24 protein-coding genes are annotated in these 21,068 nt (G+C 53.8%); 7 read left to right on the top strand and 17 right to left on the bottom strand.

The window, feature by feature from the left end; genetic code table 11:
- Positions 1-24: 24 nt before the first annotated feature.
- The 3 genes from ABD931_RS03245 to ABD931_RS03235 form a co-directional block, all read right to left on the bottom strand.
- Complete coding sequence (locus ABD931_RS03245) at positions 25-639, bottom strand: trimeric intracellular cation channel family protein (RefSeq protein ID WP_345263891.1); 615 nt, start codon at positions 637-639, stop codon at positions 25-27.
- A 100-nt stretch (positions 640-739) separates the two neighbouring features.
- Positions 740-1,111: a transmembrane 220 family protein gene (locus ABD931_RS03240; protein ID WP_345263889.1), complete on the bottom strand. Its 372-nt coding sequence runs from the start codon at positions 1,109-1,111 to the stop codon at positions 740-742.
- A 96-nt stretch (positions 1,112-1,207) separates the two neighbouring features.
- Positions 1,208-1,930, bottom strand: coding sequence for a tetratricopeptide repeat protein (locus ABD931_RS03235; protein WP_345263887.1), 723 nt, complete (start codon positions 1,928-1,930; stop codon positions 1,208-1,210).
- A gap of 202 nt (positions 1,931-2,132) precedes the next feature.
- Between ABD931_RS03235 and ABD931_RS03230 the strand changes: the two genes are divergently transcribed.
- From ABD931_RS03230 to ABD931_RS03220, 3 genes are all read left to right on the top strand, one after another.
- Entirely contained in the window at positions 2,133-3,293 is a 1,161-nt protein-coding gene (locus ABD931_RS03230; RefSeq protein WP_345263885.1) for a galactokinase, read from the top strand.
- Between the two features lie 109 nt (positions 3,294-3,402).
- Positions 3,403-4,062: a fructose-6-phosphate aldolase gene (gene fsa, locus ABD931_RS03225; protein WP_345263883.1), complete on the top strand. Its 660-nt coding sequence runs from the start codon at positions 3,403-3,405 to the stop codon at positions 4,060-4,062.
- A 95-nt stretch (positions 4,063-4,157) separates the two neighbouring features.
- Positions 4,158-4,838: a cell division ATP-binding protein FtsE gene (locus ABD931_RS03220; RefSeq protein ID WP_345263881.1), complete on the top strand. Its 681-nt coding sequence runs from the start codon at positions 4,158-4,160 to the stop codon at positions 4,836-4,838.
- Positions 4,839-4,925: 87 nt separating this feature from the next.
- Here the strand turns inward: ABD931_RS03220 and ABD931_RS03215 are convergent, their stop codons facing one another.
- Genes ABD931_RS03215 through dinB form a run of 3 tightly spaced genes read right to left on the bottom strand, consistent with a single transcriptional unit; the run spans position 4,926 to position 9,508 of the window.
- Positions 4,926-5,285, bottom strand: a complete 360-nt coding sequence (locus ABD931_RS03215) for a YegP family protein (RefSeq protein WP_345263879.1) — start codon at positions 5,283-5,285, stop codon at positions 4,926-4,928.
- A gap of 22 nt (positions 5,286-5,307) precedes the next feature.
- The gene (locus ABD931_RS03210) at positions 5,308-8,340 is read right to left on the bottom strand and encodes a DNA polymerase III subunit alpha (RefSeq protein WP_345263877.1); all 3,033 of its coding nucleotides are present in this window, start codon (positions 8,338-8,340) and stop codon (positions 5,308-5,310) included.
- A gap of 10 nt (positions 8,341-8,350) precedes the next feature.
- Positions 8,351-9,508 (bottom strand): DNA polymerase IV, encoded by a 1,158-nt coding sequence (gene dinB / locus ABD931_RS03205; protein WP_345263875.1) that lies wholly within the window; start codon positions 9,506-9,508, stop codon positions 8,351-8,353.
- Between the two features lie 154 nt (positions 9,509-9,662).
- Between dinB and ABD931_RS03200 the strand changes: the two genes are divergently transcribed.
- From ABD931_RS03200 to ABD931_RS03190, 3 genes are all read left to right on the top strand, one after another.
- The gene (locus ABD931_RS03200; RefSeq protein ID WP_345263873.1) at positions 9,663-10,412 is read left to right on the top strand and encodes an XRE family transcriptional regulator; all 750 of its coding nucleotides are present in this window, start codon (positions 9,663-9,665) and stop codon (positions 10,410-10,412) included.
- Between the two features lie 281 nt (positions 10,413-10,693).
- Entirely contained in the window at positions 10,694-11,014 is a 321-nt protein-coding gene (locus tag ABD931_RS03195; RefSeq protein WP_345263871.1) for a type II toxin-antitoxin system Phd/YefM family antitoxin, read from the top strand.
- A 10-nt stretch (positions 11,015-11,024) separates the two neighbouring features.
- Positions 11,025-11,219: a type II toxin-antitoxin system RelE family toxin gene (locus tag ABD931_RS03190; RefSeq protein WP_345263869.1), complete on the top strand. Its 195-nt coding sequence runs from the start codon at positions 11,025-11,027 to the stop codon at positions 11,217-11,219.
- 7 nt (positions 11,220-11,226) lie between these two features.
- Here ABD931_RS03190 and ABD931_RS03185 read toward each other — a convergent pair whose 3' ends face one another.
- The 6 genes from ABD931_RS03185 to ABD931_RS03160 form a co-directional block, all read right to left on the bottom strand.
- Positions 11,227-11,958 (bottom strand): hypothetical protein, encoded by a 732-nt coding sequence (locus tag ABD931_RS03185; RefSeq protein WP_345263867.1) that lies wholly within the window; start codon positions 11,956-11,958, stop codon positions 11,227-11,229.
- 19 nt (positions 11,959-11,977) lie between these two features.
- Positions 11,978-12,361, bottom strand: a complete 384-nt coding sequence (locus tag ABD931_RS03180; RefSeq protein ID WP_345263865.1) for a GntR family transcriptional regulator — start codon at positions 12,359-12,361, stop codon at positions 11,978-11,980.
- A gap of 1 nt (position 12,362) precedes the next feature.
- On the bottom strand, positions 12,363-13,154 hold the full coding sequence (locus ABD931_RS03175; protein ID WP_345263863.1) for a hypothetical protein: 792 nt from the start codon (positions 13,152-13,154) through the stop codon (positions 12,363-12,365).
- A gap of 63 nt (positions 13,155-13,217) precedes the next feature.
- On the bottom strand, positions 13,218-14,051 hold the full coding sequence (locus tag ABD931_RS03170) for an ABC transporter ATP-binding protein (RefSeq protein WP_345263861.1): 834 nt from the start codon (positions 14,049-14,051) through the stop codon (positions 13,218-13,220).
- Positions 14,052-14,228: 177 nt separating this feature from the next.
- Positions 14,229-14,855: a hypothetical protein gene (locus ABD931_RS03165; RefSeq protein ID WP_345263859.1), complete on the bottom strand. Its 627-nt coding sequence runs from the start codon at positions 14,853-14,855 to the stop codon at positions 14,229-14,231.
- A gap of 34 nt (positions 14,856-14,889) precedes the next feature.
- Complete coding sequence (locus tag ABD931_RS03160) at positions 14,890-15,534, bottom strand: hypothetical protein (protein ID WP_345263857.1); 645 nt, start codon at positions 15,532-15,534, stop codon at positions 14,890-14,892.
- 386 nt (positions 15,535-15,920) lie between these two features.
- Between ABD931_RS03160 and ABD931_RS03155 the strand changes: the two genes are divergently transcribed.
- A complete protein-coding gene (locus ABD931_RS03155; RefSeq protein WP_345263855.1) occupies positions 15,921-16,262 on the top strand; it encodes a Dabb family protein in 342 nt (113 codons plus the stop codon).
- Positions 16,263-16,338: 76 nt separating this feature from the next.
- Here the strand turns inward: ABD931_RS03155 and ABD931_RS03150 are convergent, their stop codons facing one another.
- The 5 genes from ABD931_RS03150 to porX all read right to left on the bottom strand — a co-directional run bounded on the left by ABD931_RS03150 (position 16,339) and on the right by porX (position 20,937).
- The gene (locus ABD931_RS03150) at positions 16,339-16,698 is read right to left on the bottom strand and encodes an SPW repeat domain-containing protein (protein WP_345263853.1); all 360 of its coding nucleotides are present in this window, start codon (positions 16,696-16,698) and stop codon (positions 16,339-16,341) included.
- Positions 16,699-16,700: 2 nt separating this feature from the next.
- Complete coding sequence (locus tag ABD931_RS03145) at positions 16,701-17,285, bottom strand: vitamin K epoxide reductase family protein (protein ID WP_345263852.1); 585 nt, start codon at positions 17,283-17,285, stop codon at positions 16,701-16,703.
- A gap of 289 nt (positions 17,286-17,574) precedes the next feature.
- Positions 17,575-18,159, bottom strand: a complete 585-nt coding sequence (locus ABD931_RS03140; protein ID WP_345263850.1) for a fasciclin domain-containing protein — start codon at positions 18,157-18,159, stop codon at positions 17,575-17,577.
- 167 nt (positions 18,160-18,326) lie between these two features.
- Entirely contained in the window at positions 18,327-19,193 is an 867-nt protein-coding gene (locus ABD931_RS03135; protein ID WP_345263848.1) for a sugar phosphate isomerase/epimerase family protein, read from the bottom strand.
- Between the two features lie 187 nt (positions 19,194-19,380).
- Positions 19,381-20,937 (bottom strand): T9SS response regulator signal transducer PorX, encoded by a 1,557-nt coding sequence (gene porX, locus ABD931_RS03130; RefSeq protein ID WP_345263846.1) that lies wholly within the window; start codon positions 20,935-20,937, stop codon positions 19,381-19,383.
- Between the last annotated feature and the right edge of the window lie 131 nt (positions 20,938-21,068).

Here is a 21,068-nt window from a genome sequence, read left to right as displayed (position 1 = left end):
CTTTTTTTGTATGGGGCTGGAGCGTTATACGTACCATTTTGGCAAGGCCAGCTTGTAGCGCACCGCCAGCAGTCGCACCGTCAGGATGAAAACAATGGTGAGTATCCCGGCAACAGGAGCCAGTACAGCAACTGATTTCAGCAGATAATACAACAGCCCACCCATGATACAGACCGACGCGTAAAGTTCTCGTTGAAAGATTACGGGTACATCGTTCAGGAGAACATCCCGGATCACCCCACCGAAACAGCCCGTCATGGTGCCCAAGGCAATGCAAATGCCGGGGTGAAGTCCGTAAGCCATGCCTTTTTCAATGCCTATGGTCGTAAAAAAGCCAAGCCCGAGAGAATCAAACAGCAGCAACGTAATGCGCAGGCGCTCTACATACCGCTTCATAAACATGGTCACCGTAGCCGTTAACACAATCAGCAGGGTTATGCCCTCGTAGCGCATCCAGCCTACGGGCGTATCGCCCAGCAGCACATCGCGCAGGGTTCCTCCGCCCACGGCCGTGACAAACGCAATCACGATAACACCGAACGGGTCAAGCCGCCGGTTAATAGCCGCCAGAGCCCCGGAGACCGCAAACGAAACGGTCCCGCCCATATCGAACAGGACAGAAAGATGATCGAACCACATAGCGATGTAAAGAATGAAAGAGTGAAAGAGTGAATGAGCGAAAGAGCGGCTTCGCCATTTGTTTGCTATGTCCCATTCCACTCTTTCGCTCATTCACTCTTTAGTGCGCCCGCCGAATAGGTCCTGCATTGCGAGCTTCGCGGCTGAAAAAGGCCAGGATCAGCATGGCGGCAGCACAGACGCCCAGCCCCCCGGCTTCGCGGGCCAGCTCAATATTGTGGGTCTTCATGCCCATTTCGTCGAGCAGGAAACCTTCAAATACCGGGGGCCACTGGTAAAAAGCCGCAACGGCATAGATCACCGCCATCAGGATAAAAAACCAGGGACGTCCCACCCGCGTATAAGCCATCAGACAGGCCACGGCGGCAAAGCCGTAAATAGGCATCCAGACCTCCGGATCAGGGTCATTGTATTGAAACGCGGCAAACAGGACAAATAGTAAGCCGAAGCTAATGGAAAGGGTCTTACGCATTCGTGATCGTTTAAGGTTTAACCGGGGCCGCCCGGCGGTTTGAGGTTTAAGGTTTTTTTTCAACGTTAAACGTTAAACCTTAAACCTCAAACGGTATTATTCACAAAACTCCCCAACAGCCGCATCGGCATCGTTATAGCCGAGTTGCCGTGCCTGCTTCAGGCTGAGGCAGCCACTTTCGCGCTGGTTTAGCAGCACCTGAGCGATACCCAGGCCGTAAAAGGCTTTGCCAAATTTAGGATCAGCCTCAACCGCCCGTTGAAAATCGGCGACGGCCGGCTCCAGTTGCTTCTGCTGAAACAACAGGTTTCCACGATTATATAAAGCCAGGGCGTTGCGGGGATTCAGCTCAATGGCTTTGGTGAAATCATTCAAAGCCGCCAGGGTCTGCTGTTGGGCCGCAAACAACTGCCCCCGGTTCAGATAGATCTCTGCGCTTACCGACCGGCTCGTATCCGGGGCCAGCCGTATAGCTTCCGAGTAGTCTTTCAGCGCGGCATCGTTATCGCTTTGGGCGGTTCTTAACAACGCCCGGTTGTAATACGGCCGGTAAAAATTTGGCTTCAGCTTAATAGCCTGCTCGTAGTCAAGCTGGGCATTTGCATACTCTTTCAGGTCAAAATACGCCACTCCACGCATGTTGAAGGCCTCAACATTGTCGTCATCGGCTTCAATGGCTTTGTTCAGTATCTGGATGGCCTCGCGGGGTTTCCCCTGCTGTAGCAGGGTCCGGGCCTGATTCACGTACTGGTCCGACGACGTACAGGCGCTGAGAATGAGTACTGTACAATAAATGATGGTTAATGAACGGATAGGCATAATAGCGGTTTTCAACTCAATTTTCACAAAAGTAGGCTTCCGGCTTTTATTATCCTGAAAATTCGCTTAGTTTTGCATCGGCAAATCGGTGCTACCAGCTCCTGCTGAATCCCCCAGGTCTTGACCGAAGCAAGGGTAGGCGGTTGTAGCGGTGAGACACTCGGTTTGCCTTTTTTTATTTCCATAATCCCGGCACCCGTTTATGGAGTTACTCAACCAGCTTTCTTCCCTGTATCAGGAACGTTTCCAGAACACCCCTATTCTCATCTGCTCACCTGGCCGCGTCAACCTCATTGGTGAGCATACCGACTACAACGAAGGCTTCGTACTCCCGGCTGCTATTGACAAAGCCATCTACGCGGCTGTCGGCGCACGAACCGACAATAAACTCCACTTCATCTCCCACGACCTCAACGAAACCTACGAAAGCACGGTAGATTCCTTCACCCGTTCTGACCAGGGATGGCCCAATTACCTGCTGGGGGTTCTCGACCAGTTGCAGCAGGCAGGCTATAGCGTAGGCGGCTTTAACTGTATCTTTGGCGGTACCATACCCATCGGCTCCGGCATGTCATCGTCGGCCGCGCTGGAAAATGCCACCGGCTTTGCGCTGAACGATCTGTTCAACCTCGGTATCGACAAGATGACGTTGATAAAGATGTCGCAGGCGGCCGAGCACAAGTTTGTGGGCGTGAAGGTCGGCATTATGGATATGTTTGCCAGTATGATGGGCAAAGCCGGTCACGTGATCAAACTCGATTGCCGCTCCCTGGACTATGCGTATGCTCCTCTCCGGATGGAAGGTATCCGCATTGTGCTCTGCGACACCCGCGTTTCCCACTCGCTGGCCTCTTCTGAATACAACACCCGCCGGGCCGAATGCGAAGCCGGCGTCCGGATGCTACAGGCCTTCTACGGCGAAGACATCCGCAGCCTGCGCGATGTGACGATGGAAATGCTCGACAAACACCTGAAAGATACCGAACCCCTGTTGTACCGGCGCTGCGCTTACGTGGTGCAGGAAAACCAGCGGCTGCTCGACGGCTACGCCGATCTGGAACGGGGCGATATAGCCGCCTTTGGGCAGCGGATGTACGGCTCGCACAAAGGGCTCAGTAACTGGTATGAGGTAAGCTGCCCCGAACTGGATATCCTGGTCGATATTGCCCGGCCACACCCCGGTGTGCTGGGTGCCCGGATGATGGGGGGCGGCTTCGGCGGCTGTACCATTAACCTGGTGCAGGAAAATGAGCTCGCGCATTTTCAGCAGACGATTACCGAACAATATCAGGCCAAAACGGGTAAAGAGCCGTTTATTTACGTTTGTACGCTGGAAGCCGGCACCCACCGGGTAAATCTGTGAATCCTGATTAATACCGGATTTGGTTTCCCGCCGGGCTTGGCTAATTTTGCAGATAACACCTCATCCGCATCTTTTTTCACCGAACTAATCAAGAACTGCAACACAACTCATGAAGTTTTTCATCGATACCGCTAACTTAGACGACATCCGCGAAGCGCAGGAACTGGGCGTGCTCGACGGCGTTACCACTAACCCGTCCCTGATGGCCAAAGAAGGCATCACCGGAAAAGATAACATCATGGCGCACTACAAAGCCATCTGCGACCTGGTAGAAGGCGACGTAAGCGCCGAGGTAATCGGCACGACCTTCGACGAAATGGTGCGGGAGGGCGAAGAACTGGCCGACCTCGACGATAACATAGTCGTCAAAATCCCGATGATCAAAGACGGCGTGAAGGCGCTGAAGTACTTCTCCGAAAAAGGCATCCGGACCAATTGTACGCTGATTTTCTCGGCGGGTCAGGCGTTGCTGGCCGCCAAGGCCGGTGCATCCTACGTGTCTCCGTTCGTGGGTCGGCTGGACGATATTTCGACGGATGGCGTAGCCCTGATCGAGCAGATTGTCAATATCTATACCAACTACGGCTTTACCACGGAGGTATTGGCGGCTTCCATCCGTCACCCGATGCACATTATTCAGTGCGCCGAGGTCGGTGCCGACGTCATGACTGGTCCGCTGAGCGCCATTATGGCCCTGCTGAATCATCCGCTCACCGACAGCGGCCTCGCCAAATTCCTGGCCGACCACAAGAAAGCGGGAGCGAAATAAAAGGGTTTAACGTTTGAAGTTTGAGGTTTGAAGTTAGAATTAGGGGCATACCTTTTTAACTTCAAACCTTAAACCTCAAACCTCAAACGAGTTTCATGTTTTCCACCGAACCTGTTTTGTCGCTGACGAATGCAGACATCTACCAGGGCACCAAGCTGGTGCTGGGCGATGTAAGCTTCGAGATTCATAAAGGCGAATTTGTCTACCTGATCGGGCGGACGGGCAGCGGCAAAAGCTCGCTGCTGAAGACGCTGTATGCCGATCTGTTTCTGCCCAACGGTCAGGGCCAGGTGGCTGATTTTGCGCTGGAAAAACTGAGAACAAAAGATGTACCTTACCTGCGTCGGAAAATTGGTATCGTCTTCCAGGATTTTCAACTGTTCTTCGACCGCAACGTTGAAGAAAACCTGAAGTTTGTGCTGAAAGCGACCGGCTGGGGCGACAAAACCAAGATGAAAAACCGCATTACGGAGGTGTTAATGCAGGTGGGTCTGAGCAACTCGCACAAGAAAATGCCGCATCAGTTGTCCGGCGGTGAGCAGCAGCGCGTCGTTATTGCCCGCGCCATGCTCAACGAACCCCTGCTGCTGATCGCCGACGAACCCACCGGAAACCTCGACCCGGCCGTATCCGACCAAATCATGCAGGTCTTCCAGAACATCAACAATGCCGGTACCGCCATTCTGATGGCGACCCACAACTACGACCTGCTCCGCAAATACCCCGCCCGTGTGCTGCGCTGTGAGGAGGGGAAGGTGGAAGAGTATAAAATTTAGTAGGCAGTTCGCAGTAGGCAGTTGGCAGACTTGAGTGAGCAACCTGCTGACTCATCTCTGTGTCTACTGCCTACTGAGAACTGCCCACTAATTATTCACCACCGTCAGATCCCAGTACGGGGCCTGCCAGGCAGCGGATTTGATCCGGCGCACCATCTCTTCCAGCTCTGCCCGGCTGTCGACGGGCCGGCTCCGGCCGATAATCATCCCATCCTGATTGAACAGCGTAAACAGGTGCTGATCTTTGTAAATGGCCCGGTTGTACTGAAAATCGAACAGGCACCAGAACCGGACCTGACTCACCAGATCCTCGCAGGTCGGTTTGCGGCTGTAGCCTCCTCCGCGCAGGATGACCTCATCGCCATCGTAGAGGTGGTAGTAATACTTGCCGTCCTGCGCCAGCCGGACGAGAGCGAAGAATGTTTGGGGGTTGTGTTGGTTATTCATCGTGTTTGTTGTTTAGTTGTTTTTAATCCTCCACCGTACGCGGATCAGGTTGCCAGGGCAGCCGGTGAAGCGTGCTTACCGTCAGGGCGGGGCAGCCCCACTCTTCGGTTACCAGACCTTCCAGCCGGTAAATGCCCCGGCCCCGCATGGGGTATTCGGTCCAGGCTTTGGGAAAATGGACCGTGTCGAAATACTCGCCGTCTACGTCGAGCCAGGTACCAAAGCCCATGCGTCCGTTATTCTTAGCGTAAATCTCTTTGGTGGTAACCTGATAGCCCCGCATCATCACCCGCCGGCCAACGTACTCGAGCATGGCACTAGCCTTAATGCAGGGTAGCGTCGTTGGTGACAGGCCCTCTTCGGCTAAGAGTTGAAAGGGGGAGACAAGTGGAAAACCAAGCAGATCCCACTGATCAAAAGCTTCTTCCAGCGGATGTTCGGTAAGGATGGGCAATTCCGGCGCTGTAGCCGCCAGGGCTGACTCCATATCCTGGTCGAACAAAGACCGTCCGGTATACGGGCGTGAGGCCGGGCGGTTCCCTGTGAGGTAGTGCGCCCGCCAGAGAACTTCTTTTTTGGACAGCCCTAACCGGCGGAAGCCGCCCACACGCACCAGCAGCAGTAGCTGTGTCCGGTTCACCGGCACCCGCAGGCAAAAATCCTCGACGCTGTCGAAGGGCCGTTCGTCCCGTTCCATCAGCAGGGCTTCCATCAGGCTGCGCTCCAGCCCTTTCACCAGCCCCCAGCCCAGCCAGATGGTGTTGCCGTCGATGATGGTCCGCCACTCACTGCGGTTGATGTCGGGCGCTTCAATGCCGGCACCTGCCCGCCGGGCTTCGTGTACGTAGAATTCGGGGCTGTAAAAACCGCCCCCGTTGTTGATGACCGCCACAATAAATTCGAGGGGATAATAGGTTTTCAGATACAAACTCTGGTAGCTCTCGACGGCAAAGGAAGCTGAGTGTGCCTTGCTGAAGCTATACCCGGCAAAGCTCTCCATCTGCCGCCATATCTCCCCAATGACCGTTTCGCTGTAGCCCTGTGCCCGGCAGCTTTCCCAGAACCGATCGACGAGCCGTTTGAACAAGTCGCGGGAGCGGTACTTGCCCGACATCGCCCGGCGCAGTAAATCGGCTTCGGCCGGATTCATGCCCGCAAACTGATGGGCTACCTTGATGACATCTTCCTGGTAGACCATAATGCCGTAGGTTTCCGCCAGCAACTCGCCCAGCTTCGGGTGCAGCGGCCGGTAGGTATCCGGCTGGTGGTGCCGTTCGATGTAGGACCGCATCATGCCGCTACCCGCCACACCCGGCCGAATCACCGAACTGGCCGCGACCAGCGTGGGGTAATCCTGACAACCCAGCTTCTGAATGAGCTGCCGCATAGCCGGCGATTCGATGTAAAAGCAGCCCAGCGTCTCGTGCCGGCGCAACTGCTCCCGAATACCCGCATCCTGCTTGAACGCCTGAATAGCGTGAATATCGACCACGACCCTGCGGTTCTTCCGAATCCAGTCGACGGCTTCTTTGATATGCCCCAGCCCGCGCTGCGACAAAACATCCAGCTTGGCAAAACCAATATCCTCGGCGGTGTACATATCGAACTGGCACACTGGAAAGCCCTTCGGCATGGGCTGGAGGGCCGTGTAGCGGGTGAGCCGTTCTTCGCTGATGAGGACGCCCCCGGCATGAATGGACAGGTAGTTGGGCATACCATCCAGCCGCTTGCTCAGGGCCAATAGGGTGCGCCCGGCCTGGTGGTACTCCGCTTTGTGGGGATCGTCTACCAGTTCGTCCAGTTCCGCCTTGGGCAGGCCCAGCACCCGGCCAAACTCACGCATAGCCGCCCGCTGCTGAAAGGTGACGACGGTTGCCAGCAGACAAACCCGGCCATTTCCGTAGCGCTTAAAAAGGTACTCCAGCAGTTCGTCCCGGTTATCCCAGCTAAAATCAATGTCGAAGTCGGGCGGGCTGCTGCGGTGGGGGTTTATGAATCGCTCAAAGTACAGGTTCAGCTCCACCGGGTCCACATCCGTAATCCCCAGGCAATACGCCACCAGCGAATTGGCCCCCGAGCCCCGCCCGACGTGGAAGAAACCCCGGGAGCGGGCGTAACGAATCAGGTCCCACGTCATCAGAAAGTAAGCACTGAACGCACACTCATGGATAGTGGCCAGTTCCCGTTCCACCCGTTGGCTTAGGTCTTTCTGGCGGCTGCGGTACAGGCGGCCGTCGCTACGGCGGTCACCATACCGATACTGTAGCCCATCCATGGCCAGTTTACGGAGCAGGTCCAGGTCATCAGCCTTCGAGGTGGTGTAGACCTGACGGTTTTTGGGTGTATGAAAGTCAAAGACGAACGCGCAGGAGTCGAGCAGGAAATTGGCTCGTTTAATCAGTTCCGGATAGGCGGCAAAGCGCAGACGCAGGCGGTCGGGATCGACCAGCCAGTCCTGCTCAGAGGCTACGGCGTCTTCAGGCAAATGAGCCAGCAGGCAATTATGTTGAACGGCCCGCAGCATCCGGTGCAGGTCGTAGCCGGCCCGGTTCAGAAACGTAACGGGCTGCCACAGCACCAGCCGGTCGGCGGGTAGCCGGTTGCGGTACCGCCAGATGCGGTTCAGGTCCCGCGCCCGTACGCCAACCCATTCGTAGTCGGGCCAGCCGGAACGCGCATTGAGCCCACCCTGTCCGCTGACCACAATGGTCCAGGGATAGATGGTCCAGACGTGGATAAACACCGGTGCCAGCGTCGGGAACGGCCGGTGCTGCGCCAGGTAATCGGTCAGGAAAACATGAATCTCAGCCAGTCCCTCGGCATTACGCGCCAGGCAGACATAGCATAGGTGATTGCCGTTCCGGAACTCCACGCCCGCCACGGGTTCAATACCGGCGGTGCGGCATTCGCTCACAAACTCATACAGCCCCGTTGTGTTGTTGATATCGGTCAGCGCCAGCCGGGATATACCCAGCCGGACTGCCGCCTGTACCAGCTCGGCCGGCGACAAAGTTCCGTAGCGAAAACTATAATGGCTGTGAACGTTCCAGTACATTGCTTCCCTCCTATACTTGCCGGCCCGACGCCCAGTTTATGCTATATCGTCCGTATTTAGTCCGCAGCCGGTCCATCGCGCTGTACAGGGGCAACAGCCGGCTGCTCTCGTCAAACAAACCCAGTTGCTCCGTGCCCCGCGCCAGTTGTCCCAGCCGTACGCCCACCAGCCGGATGCGTAGCCGGCGCTGCCAGAGTTTATCCAGCAGATCCAGCGCCTGCGGAATCAGGATATGGTCGGCGGTGGTCAGCGACAACCGCCGCTGCTGCGTATGCGTATCAAAATTGGCGTAGCGGATTTTGACGGTCACCTGCCCCGTGCTATGCCCCCCGCGCCGAAGTTCCCACGTAGCCTCTTCCGTCAGCCGGATCAGCACCGCCCGGAGGTAATCCCGGTCGGCGGTATCGTCGTCCAGCGTGGTTTCCTTCGATACCGATTTTGGTTCGTGATACGGTACTACCGGTGTCTCGTCGCGGCCGTTGGCGCGGTCCCACAGCAGGCGACCGGTCGACCCGAACGCTTTTTCCAGTATCCGGAGCGGCATCTGGCCCAGCGTACCCAGCTTTGTAATACCCAGCCTGCGTAGCGTCTGCGCCGTAACAGGACCGATCATCGGCAGGCGGCTAATCGGCAGGGGCGACAGAAACGACTGCTCCTCGCCCGTCGGCACATACCGCTCGCCTGCTGGTTTAGCCTCGCCCGTAGCGACTTTAGCCACCGTTTTATTGCTCGATAAGCCCAGCGACACGCTCAGGCCGGTTTGTCGGACAATGCGCCGGCGCAACTCGCCCGACCAGCGGTAGCAGCCCACGTAGCGGTCCATGCCGGTCAGGTCGAGGTAGAATTCGTCGATGGAGGCTTTCTCAACCACCGGGGCCTGCTCGCGAATCAGTTCGGTTACCATCTGCGAGTGCTGCGAATAAGCTTCCCAGTCGCCTTTAATTACGACCGCTTCCGGACAAAGTTGCCGGGCCTGCCGCATGGGCATCGCCGACCGTACGCCGTAGCGCCGGGCCTCATAACTACAGGCCGCTACCACCGACCGTTCGCCAACACCGCCGACTAAAACGGGTTTATTCATTAACCGACTGTCGCGCAGCCGTTCGACCGATACATAAAAACTATCGAGATCGAGATGAAGAATGGATCGGTTGGGTTGCAGATTCATAACTTTTTGTAAATTTGTCGACAGTTAGTCGACAGTCACCTGTTCGCAAACAGTAAACAACCTTGAATAGTAATGATGTTTAAACCAACTTTCATCTACAAATGTTAGATTAATCGACCAAATGTAGACAAAAGTTGAAACCTTTGTCAAGCCCGTGTCTATTTTTTTTAAACAAAATTTAGTCTACCTGCGGCAGCACCAGAAAGGGGCTACGCAGGATCAGGTAGCGGCCGATGTCGGCATCAAGAAGTCTACGCTGTGGACGTACGAAGCGGGTCGGTCGGAGCCCAAATACCGGGACTTAGTCCGGCTGGCCGACTACTACGGCGTCAGCGTAGATGACCTGCTGCTGCGCGACCTGAGCCGGGCCGACGAACCAGCAAGTCCACCGGCAACCGCGCCGATCGGTTCGGGCAAGAAAACATTCCAGACCATCACCGCCCCGGATTCGTTCCGGGTGCTGGTGACGGCCGTGGACAGCAACGATCAGGAGCAGGTGGTGCACATCCCATTGAAAGCCTCGGCCGGATACGCCAAAGGCTACGGCGACCCCGAGTTTATTAACCGGCTGGAGACGTTTCACCTGCCGTTTCTGCCCCATGACCGCACCTACCGGAGTTACGAGATTGAAGGGGATTCGATGCTGCCGCTGAAGGAAGGCACCATTGTGTTTGTGGAGTTTGTGGAGGACTGGCGGTCGCTGAAAGACGGCACGCTTTGTCTGGTGACGACGGCCAACGACGGGCTGCTGTTCAAGAAGATTTTCAATTACCTGCGCGACCAGGAATGCCTGCTGCTGGTCTCCACCAACGAGCGTTACAAACCCCGCATCGTCCCCGCCGAAGAAGTACGGGAAGTCTGGAAAGCCATTGGGTATTACAGTACGCAGTTCCCGCAGGGGTAAGTAACGGCTCGCCCGCGATTGTATCGCGTGGCGGGCCGGCAACCCTCACCCGTCTCTCGACATGGTCAAGGACGAGCGGGCACCGAGTCAATAATAACTTTCTTATTTGCCACATCGCTATCGCAGTAGCATGTAGTAAAAACACAAAAACAACTTGTACAGTTCGTACGTTTTGTACAGTCGCTATATTTGCCAATTATTTTCCGTTCACGGACGTACCTTCCTGATTTATTTGATTCTATTTTTTGCCTTTTACGGTCTTACTTATCAACTTGAGATTTATGAAAGCTACGAAAGAACTCCCCGTAGCTGAGGTCAGAAGCCAGTTAGCGGAACTCTTAAACGAGGTCCACTATGCGGGGAAATCCATTGTTGTTACCCGTCGGGGGCGACCGTTGGCAGCTATTGTTCCGCACCGTTTGTTGAAGCGTCTTGAAGAACTAGAGGATAGGTTAGACGTACTTGAAGCACGTGAAGCATTGAAGGAGCCCGGTCAGTATTCCCTGGACGATATAAAAGCCGAACTTGGAATAAAGACCAACCCTAAGGCACACCGTAACGCTAAAGCCGGCAGCACGACGGAGTCTAAAGAAACTGAATAGTGAAACGCAGGTGCTGATTGTGGAAGCACTTGAGCATTTGGCCATTGATCCCCGGCCCCCAGGCGTTAAAAAGCTGAAAGGTCGTGAAGGGCTCTTCCGCTTTCGGGTGGGTGACTACCGCATCGTATACCAGATTTTTGACGGTGAGTTGTTGATTATCGTTGTACTGATTGGCAATCGGCGGGACATCTACGACAGTCTTTAAAAATGCCCTAATTAGAAATCTTTTTCAGCAACACTGCCGGCACCTTTATCGTCGCTGTACTATCGTGCTGTAAAACGACTGAGCCAAATACATCCTGCTCGGCTACGAAAGCAGTGCTATCATACGATGTAATTGTAGCGGTGCGGATCTGATTGGCGGATGCTGTCTGAAGCAGACTCCCACTCGTTCCTGTTGTTGTTAGATTGCCTATTGTGCTCTGGCTGATAAGCACTCGTGCGTTTGTGGCCGTAATGGTTAACTTATCAGTAGTTAGCCCGGCTAATTCACAGATAGCTCCGGTTACCAGAATGGTCTGGATACCCGGAGCAATGATGTAGGCAAACGGCACACTGGTAAATGCTTCGTCGGGAGCAATCCGCCCGGGATAAAACGCTGGCTCATACCGGACGATTAGAGTGTCGCCGGCGGACCGGTATGTAAACGGCACGTGACTGTTTTTCAGAACCCGAACTTCAAACCTTTTGCCGGCCTGCACCCCCATTGTGGTGAAGCTGTTGTAATGGCCAGATACACCTCCGGGCTGATTACCCGTAGCATCCGGCTTACCCCCTTCTATTTTCAGGACGCTGAACGGTTTTACCGCCGTTGATGAGAAGCCATAAAACGGGTCATTGAAATCTATTTTATCATGTTCGGCCTTCAATGACATGACGGAACCAACCAGCGTTAGCACCCCTGCAGCCAGTATCCCTATCAATATTTTATCACTACGTTTCATAATGCCTGATGGTTGTTTTTCACGGAGTTGTTTCGTTAAACTCAACTTTGATAAAAGCTTCATAGCGCTGCTCAATCTCTTTCAGGTCGATGTCGAGCAGGTAAAGCGTTCGGAAGAAAACGGGTAACTCCGTCTCCAGAAACTGGTCGCGCCGGTACGCCAGAATGCGGTCACGCGCATCCTCAGCGGCAAAGTAGCCGATACCTCGCTTGTTGAAAATGATGTTCTTCTGCTGCAGGAAGTCATACGTCCGCACCACCGTATTGGGATTTACCTCCAGTTCCATGCCCAAATCCCGGACCGACGGAATACGCTCGCCCGGTGGCCACTGCTCCAGCAGAATCTTCTCGCACACATAATCGGCGATTTGCAGGTAAATAGCCTGTTTGTCTCTGAAGTCCATACTACAATTCTTTTTCTTTAAACCGGATATAGGCCGTAAACCACAAGGCCGGCACGGTCAGCAGCAGAACCGCATAAATAAGCTGTCTGGAGAGTCCCGTCAGTTCCAGGTCATACCGACGCCCGCTTTGCAGAAAATATACCTCGGCAAACGGCGTAGTGCCGTAGTGCTCCCGAGTCGGGAATACCTCAAGGATGAGGAACTCGTTCAGGAAGACCAGGAAAAAGTAAATCAGAAACGCCACAACACTGGTTTTGACAAACGGCACCTTGGCGAAATAGATGGACCCCAGCAGGAAGAGACTTGGTGCACTCCAGGATAGATAGCGCAGATCGAACGGAATGGCAGGCCCCGCCAGGTTCAGTAGCTGATAGTGGGGTTCCGCCACGGGTAACCGGCTGTTGATGATGGCAAAGCAAATGCCCTCTACCGTGTAGAAAACACCGATGAATACAGGCACAAACAGGAGCAGCATCAGAAAGCCCAGTAAATACTTCTCCAGGTGAGAGGCCGGCAGCATCAGATGCGGAATGCCCCGAACGGGCGTACTGACCGTGCGAAATGCTTCACTGGCAAACCAGGCACCGCCCCCCCCGAACAGGAAGCTGAACACAATGCCGTGGTAGCGATACAGACCTTCAGTAAAATGAGTGGCGCGGGCGGTGCTGGGAGCGAGCATAACGATCCAGACCCCAAACAGAACGGCAATGCCCATCAGGTACGTTTTCAGGTGCTCAGACAGGTGTAATAGGACCAGCAAGCCAAAACGGCGGAGATCAAAATTTTGATTCATATCGTTCAGATAAAAAGAGATGATGGAAGAAGCTTACAGGTGTTGGGGCTTCTTTGAGCGTGGTCAATGGAAAATGGTTTTGATGCGCTCCCGATTCGTCATGGCTGTATTGAATAACCGCTCCAGATCAACCCGGCTGTCTTCCTGCGTTGGGTTTTCCATGACTACAGCTTGTCCGCGCAAGGTCGGTTCGGCATAGAGTACCCGGTCGGTTTGGGTAATCGTCGGAACGGTATCGAACAGAAGGCGATCACCTATATCCGCCAGCGAATGATTAAGCAACACCTCGCTCTCGTCCAGAATAATGACCGAGTCGATCAGGTTGTCGAGATCACGCACCTGATGGGTAGAAATGATCACGAGCCGGTCGGGATCAAGAACGGAGGACACAATCCTGCGAAATTGGCTTTTCGATGGAATATCCAGCCCGTTCGTGGGCTCGTCCATGATGAGAATACGAGTGTTGGCGGCCAGCCCAAAACTGATGATTACCTTCTTCTTCTGACCGTACGACATAGCCGTCAGTTTATGGTCCTGCGGTACATCAAACTCCGTCAGATACCGACGAAACGCGGACTCGCTGAATCTTGGGTAAAACGGCCCCATTGTATCAATGTACCGCTGGAGTGTTACAGAAGGCAGATAAATTTCTTCCGGAACAAAATACACCTCCTGCAAAAAAGCCGGCTGACGCCGGCGAGGCTCATAACCAGAAACATGAACCTGTCCGCTGATTGGAAAAAGCAGTCCGCCCATCAGCCGCAGCAGGCTGGATTTACCCGCTCCATTTTTACCTAGTAAGCCATAAACGGTGCCCGGTTGCAAGGTCAGATTCAGGTGCTGAAACAGCCGTTTTTTCCGGCTATATCCAAACGACAGATCAGTCAGGTCGATCATTATATTTGCGTCTTAGTGTACTACATATCTATTACACTACAATACTGATCATTTAGCAAATCAAAGTCAAGTAAAGTCAACAATTAAAATTGAAACGTTTTGAGTTTACCCAAGGCTGTTTATTGTAGCAGCCACCAGCACAGCCAAATGCCTCCGAAAGCGCAGGCTACCTAGAAATCATTCAATCTGGAATATGACAGAAAACGGTGCCCGGCGATTGCCAACATCCAGTGCAAAGGCCGAGCGGTACAGTCCGGGGGCCAGCGGGCCGGGCTCCGGATCGGGGTTATACCGCGTATAGATAATCGAATTGCCCAGTGAAGTAGCGGGTGTATACATGGGGAGCGTATACCTCGTCAGATGCGGATCGCGCCAGGGCAGCCGCCACTCAGCAACCGTACGCGGTGGAATATCAATGCGGTAGCTCTCGGGCGAAACGGCTATCGACAGCACGGGCTTCGGTAAAATATCACCCACCGGCTCTCCCTCTACGATACGCGACAACGACAAAAACTCGGGATAGCCAAACACATTGTCCAGGTACTCTCCACTCGCCAGCAGCCGGCCAACGCGTACGGCGGTATCGCCCGCATTGTACAGCCGAAAAACAAGCGTAAAGTTTTCGCTGCTCCGCAGGCTGGTTCGCGCGCGCCCGCCGGCATCCTGCACCGCCAGGGTTCCGCTCAGTGGAGTGGTGATCTGCACAACATGTTCCGCATTCAGCGAAGGCCCAACCTGCGTACGCTTACAGGCCACCAGACCGGCCAATGCCCATACGATACAGCAATAGTAGAATGTTTTCATAACGAATGTAACGCACGTTCCCGGCGAATGCCACTCAATAGACGGTAAAATCAGTACGAAAGTAAACACGACGCCCAAACATATCCAGCGTAAACGCCGAATAGTAGGCCCCCTGGGTCAGCCGGTCCACCTTCGACTCCGAGCCGGTATACAAATAATTCCCGCGAAAATAGCCAGAGAGTCCGTCAGCCTGTAAAACCGGATCAGGCACCGGATCATACGCCGGCATTGGATACAACTCGCCGGTTTTGGTCTGCCAGGGTACCTGATACGTTACGGTGGTTTTCGGCATCACAATGAGGCTCGACGCGGTGAAAGGAAGTTCTTTCCCGCCGGTAAGCGGCCGCCCCATCACCCGATCGGCCTGACCATCGGCCGCCCGCTTCACCACGGAGAAAACCTGTGGATTGACCAGCACAAAAAACTGATACAAGGGAGATGGATAGCGTGTACTGATCAGCGTATCGGCACTCAGGTTGCGAATACGCAGCGAAAACATAAAATTCTCGCCCTCCCGGAACCGGCTACTGGGCCGGCCACTCATATCCAGCAGTTCGTAGCTTACCCATACCTGATCGTATAGCCGGATTTCGCGCTGCGGTTCCGGTTCGGGATCTTTAGACCGGCAGCCGGCGATCAGGAGCAGTAAGCACCACACACAGAACCAGTTGTTCTTCATGAATCTGAACATTTTCCGGCTAACCGGAAACACCAATAATCCTGTATTTAGCAAGCTATTCATTCAACAGTGTCTTTCGAAAAACGCGGGGCGGCACACCGTAGTATAGTTCAATTTGAAGTAGCTAAGCTAGTGAACCGGATGCGGCCACCGGCCTCCCGTAACGGGGTAACTATTGAACGGCTCGTGCTAAATATACCGCTTCATGCCGTGAATGTACAAAAAGAGCATTTGTTTTACCGCTAAAAAACCGATTTATATCAAAACCAACCGGCAAATCTCGCTTACATTTGTCCCGCAATAGGCAAACAATCCGCGTAAACATGGATCAACAATCACGGAGAGATTTTATCAAAGGCAGCGTCGCTGCCGGCTTAAGCACACGTATGGAAACACTATCAACCCCTGCACCCGGTCAGTTATTTGTTCACCATGTTATGTTCTACCTCAAAAACCCCCAAAGCGAGGCCGACAGGGCGAAGTTGCTGGAAGGACTGAACAAAATGGCCAAAATACCAACCATCCGGATGGTTCACATCGGCACCCCGGCCGCTACCAACCGGGACGTTATCGAGCGGACGTACACCTATTCGTGGCTGTGCCTGTTCGACAGTCCGGCCGACGAAGAAGCCTATCAGAAGCACCCAATCCACGACGAATTCCGCAATAACTACGCATCATTGTGGGAGAAAGTCGTCATCTACGACTCCATCGGCCCTAAGCTGTAATCCGTCAGAATAGCAGACAGTAGACGTTGGATGATAGACGGCAGCTATCCAACGTCTACTATCCAGCCTCCAACGTCTACTGCATATGCTCGGGGGTCTCCTCCAGCAGCGAGCGCCATCCACCCCCAAAGCGGTTTTCAATTTTCCCTTTCACCAGCGACAGGCCCGTGATCAGCACACCCGCAGCCATGACGTTCAGGGTTTCTAACGTACTATGGTCGCCCAGCACCCACGGAGCCACCAGCAGCCAAACGCCGATCAGCGTATTTACATAACGCACGTTTCGTGTCGCTTCGCTGATGGCAATGATGGCAAAGGCCACCATAACCGGTCCTACCAGATACTGATGCTCCGCTGCTTTTTCGGAAAGCGGCAGCACCGCCGGTGAAACCATCAGCCAGAGGCCTATTCCGATATTGATGAACCGTGCCCACATAGTTATGCCACCTGTCGATTAATTTCTGCATCTCCCCACAAGGCCTTCCAGACCGAAAACCCGCTGCGCTTCACCCGCTGCAGATACTGCAAACTGGCCAGCACTTCGTCCATTGCCGGACCAATCATTACGGTTGAAATAACCGCCGACGCCAGACACAAGCTACACCAGGCCTGGAAAAACACGGGCTGCGCAATCACCAGAAACAGGCTGGTGACCCCCAGCGGCCCAACGGCAAATCCGAACACCAGCACAATCCAGGGCATGGTTTTCCAACGCCGGGTTTTACCGATAACGCCACTCACGGCGTCCAGTAAATAGCTGATGGCGCCCAGCGCAGCGTCCGGAATCGGTAAAACCCTCGACAGAGACGACGTCAGAATTTTCTCGCTGGAGGCCGACCCGAAAAATGGATCCCAGACGGATCCAACAACGTTCAACTGAAAAAGCGACAGGTACACCGCAATGCCTAAACCGATTACGGCCGCAGCGGCAATTGGTATGCGTTCACTCCAGGCCGATGGGTTGTAGGTCCAGCCGGGCGGATCGTCGGTTGAAACAGCGGATGGAGAGTTAATAGAGGCCATTGACAATAAAAGGTTATGTACCCGGATAAAGCAACAGGCTACTACCTTTGGCTAACCATCTGCGAACCGGGCTTTTGCGAAGGTGCCTGTAGTACATTCTGCGGAGCGCAACACGCCCTGAAAGTTCAGTCTGGAAACGGTGAAGAGGGAATGTCGGGCCTACGAGGCAGGCTAACCAAAAAATAACTGGCTGATCTGGTGGCGCTTCTGGGCACTCAACGCTAACCAGCGCCACCAAAATCAGTCAGTCTCACTCAACTCAACGTTATGAAAAATTAGCGTTTATTGCTTAATTAACGGTATTGCCGGCCCGTCGCAGAACTTTATTAATGGTGTACACGACCCCGTTCGTCGCCCGAATATCCGGCTGAATAACATCCGCAACATTACCGCGCCCGTCCCGGATGGTGATTGTATTGTCTTTCTTGTGAACCACCAGAATATCACCGGTCAGGTTGGTCAGTTGCTCCCCATCCTGCAGCAGATCCGACGTGATACGCCCTTTCACCACATGAAAAGCGATAAAGTCGATCAGCCGTTGTTTGCTCGCGGGCAGCAGGAGTTCCGACAGAAAATCCGTAGACAGGGTCGAAAAGGCGGCATCGGTTGGTGCAAAAACCGTGTACTGACCCTTCCGGCGGGCCTTTTTGTCGAGCCCCGCTGCGTGCAGCAACTGCTGAAATGTTTTATGGTCCGGTGCCTGATCTAAACTGGCCGCCAGGTTGGTACCCGTTTCAAACCCACTCGCCGATAGCTGACGGCGCGTTACGCCGGTGGACGGACGGTCCTGTACTCCCTGCCCATAAACTACGCTACCCGTTAGCAACAGCATGAATGCCAATATAAAACGCAACTCGTTCAATAACAAACGCATAATCGGCTTTGTTTACTACCCCTCTGGTGACTTACCACCTCTTTCTCGATCAATCCTGAAAACCAGCTTTGATCGGCAAGCTAGGGAGGAGAACTAAAGCTTTCCTTAAATACAGCTTAGAATCTGATTAGATTCGGGTTTTGTGAGCGAAAATAAAGGCAGAGTGATTACGACCGGCGTTTGTCGGAGCGGGTTGCATCGCAAACACCCCGGAAATACCCGACCGATTCGGCAATGCCCGCCAGCGGGTCTTTCATGTCTTTTTCGTATTCCAGACTGCACGAACCGGAATAGCCTACTTTCCGGAGCATCTGCACAAAGGCAGGAATATCAATCACCCCCCGTCCCAGCTCACACGTTTTACCTTCTTTGGAAGCGGCCGTTACGTTTTTCAGGTGAATGTCGAAAATGCGTTTGGCGTAGGTTTGCAGGTCTTTTACCGGATCATCTCCATTGCGCCGGTCGTGCCCCATATCGAAACAGAAGCCAATTCGGGGATCCAGGTCTTTGATAGCCTGGTGGATCGAAATGGCGTTTGGGTACAATTCGATATCCGGTCCGTGGTTGTGGATGGCGAAACGCATATCATACTCTTTTACCTTCTTGTCCACGTATGGCAACAAAGGCACGTTGGGTACGCCAATGATCAGGTTCACCCCTACCCGTTTCGCATACTCGAACGCCCGGTCTACCTCAGCTTCGGTTTTCATGTAAATCGGCCCGACCGCATAGCCCGTTACATTTGACTGTTTGAGCTTCTCGTGAAAAGCGGCAATCTGTTCCGGCGTGCTGTCCAGCGGGAGATGAAAATCCTTAATGCACAGGTAATGCACATCGACCTTCCGCATCATCTCCAGCGCCTGGTCCAGCTTGAAATTGACAAAGGTGAAGCCCGCCATCCCCAGCTTGAACAAATCTTCCCCATTGGCCTTGCCCCTGGGATTAGCGTTCGCCATAGCGGCTGTGGCCGGGGCCAGCGTGGTCAGGGCCATTAACCCTCCGGTGTTCTTCAGAAATAAACGTCGTGATGCCATACGTGAGCGGGTTCAGTTACAGATTGTAGTTGTGTTACTCACAAAAGCAGCGGACCTTTCTATATTACTCTCTGCCCCCTGCCACCCCCTGCCATCCCCTGCCATCCCTGCCCCCCCTGCCAGTCCCCACAAACAAAGCCACTGCCGCAACCAGCAGTGGCTTTGTTTGGCCCGCAAGCGTAATACGTTACCGCGCCCGCAGGTGCACGAACGGGATAATCATCTCCTCCAGCGACACACCCCCGTGCTGGAAGGTATCTCGGTAGTAGTTGACGTAATAGTTGTAGTTATTCGGGTAGGCGAAGAAATAATCTTCCAGCGTAAAGACGTAGGCCGTCGACACGTTCAGGCGGGGCAGGAAGAAATTTTCCGGTTTGCGGCAGACAAATACATGGTCTTCATCAAAACCCAGGTTCTTGCCCTGCTTGTAGCGCAGGTTCGTGTTGGTTTCGCGATAACCCACAATCTTGGCCGGTTTCTGCACCCGAATCATACCGTGGTCGGTCGTAATGACGAGTTGGGCACCTTTGTCGGCAATTTTCCGCACCAGTTCCAGCAGGGGTGAGTGCAAAAACCACGACCGGGTAATGGACCGGTAGGCCCGCTCGTCGGGGGCCAGTTCCTTGATCATGGCCATATCCGTCCGGGCGTGCGACAGCATATCGACGAAGTTATAGACAACCACGTTCAACTGATTCTGCATCAGGTTATTGAAGTTGTCGACCAGCGATTTCCCCTGATTGGTGTTCAGAATCTTGTTGTACGTGTGTTTGATGTTCAGGCGGCTCTTGTCAATCTGCCGGCGCAGGAACTCGTCCTCGTTGTTGTTCAGTCCCTCCTCATCGTTTTCGTCGTTGACCCACAGGTTCGGGTAGGTTTTTTCCATCTCGCTCGGCATCATACCTGAGAAGATGGCGTTGCGGGCAAAGCCGGTGGTCGTGGGCAGAATGGAATAGTACGATGATTCTTCCTCTACGACAAAAAATTCGGCCAGGATTGGCTCGATCACTTTCCACTGATCGTAACGCAGGTTATCAATCAGGATAAAGAACAGGGGATTATTCTGGTCAATTAACGGGAACACCTTCTTACGCATAAGTTGATGCGACAGAACCGGCTTTTCAGCTTTGGGGTCGTTGAGCCAGTCTTCGTAGCTCTCCATCACAAACTTGCAGAAGTTGGAGTTAGCCTCGCTTTTCTGCATGTTCAGCACCTCCGACATGCTGCGGTCCTGCGCGCCGTCGAGCTCCAGCTCCCAGAAAATCAGCTTTTTGTAAATATCCACCCACTCCTCGTAGCCGATGCGGTCGTTGTACTGCATGCTGAGGTTGCGGAAATCCTGCTGGTAGCCAATATTGGTCCGCTCCGATACCAGCCGCTTATTGTCGAGAATTTTCTTCACCGACAGCAGGATCTGGTTCGGATTGAGGGGCTTGATGAGGTAATCGGCAATTTTGGAACCGATGGCTTCTTCCATAATATGCTCCTCTTCGCTCTTGGTGATCATTACCACCGGCAGGTTAGGGCGCATCTGCTTAATTTGCTGGAGCGTTTCAAGGCCCGTCATACCGGGCATCATTTCGTCCAGAAACACCAGGTCAAACTGTTCCTGCTCCACTTTCTCCAGCGCATCGGCTCCGCTGTTGACAGGTGTCACCTGATAGCCTTTGTTTTTGAGGAACAGAATATGGGGTTTGAGCAGATCAATCTCATCGTCGGCCCAGAGTATCGTGTAATTCTGCATGATAACTGATTAATTTTGAAGGGCTCATGCCGCTTCTGTTGGGTTAAACTGACTTTGTGTGGTCATCCTTTGTGTAACCTGCTAACGACCGGTAGTGTTTGTCCGGTTCAGAATTAACAGTTTTTAACAAG

The organism is Nibrella viscosa (genome assembly GCF_039541875.1).
In the GTDB taxonomy this organism is placed as follows: domain Bacteria; phylum Bacteroidota; class Bacteroidia; order Cytophagales; family Spirosomataceae; genus Nibrella; species Nibrella viscosa.
This window is presented reverse-complemented; position numbering and strand designations above follow the sequence as displayed.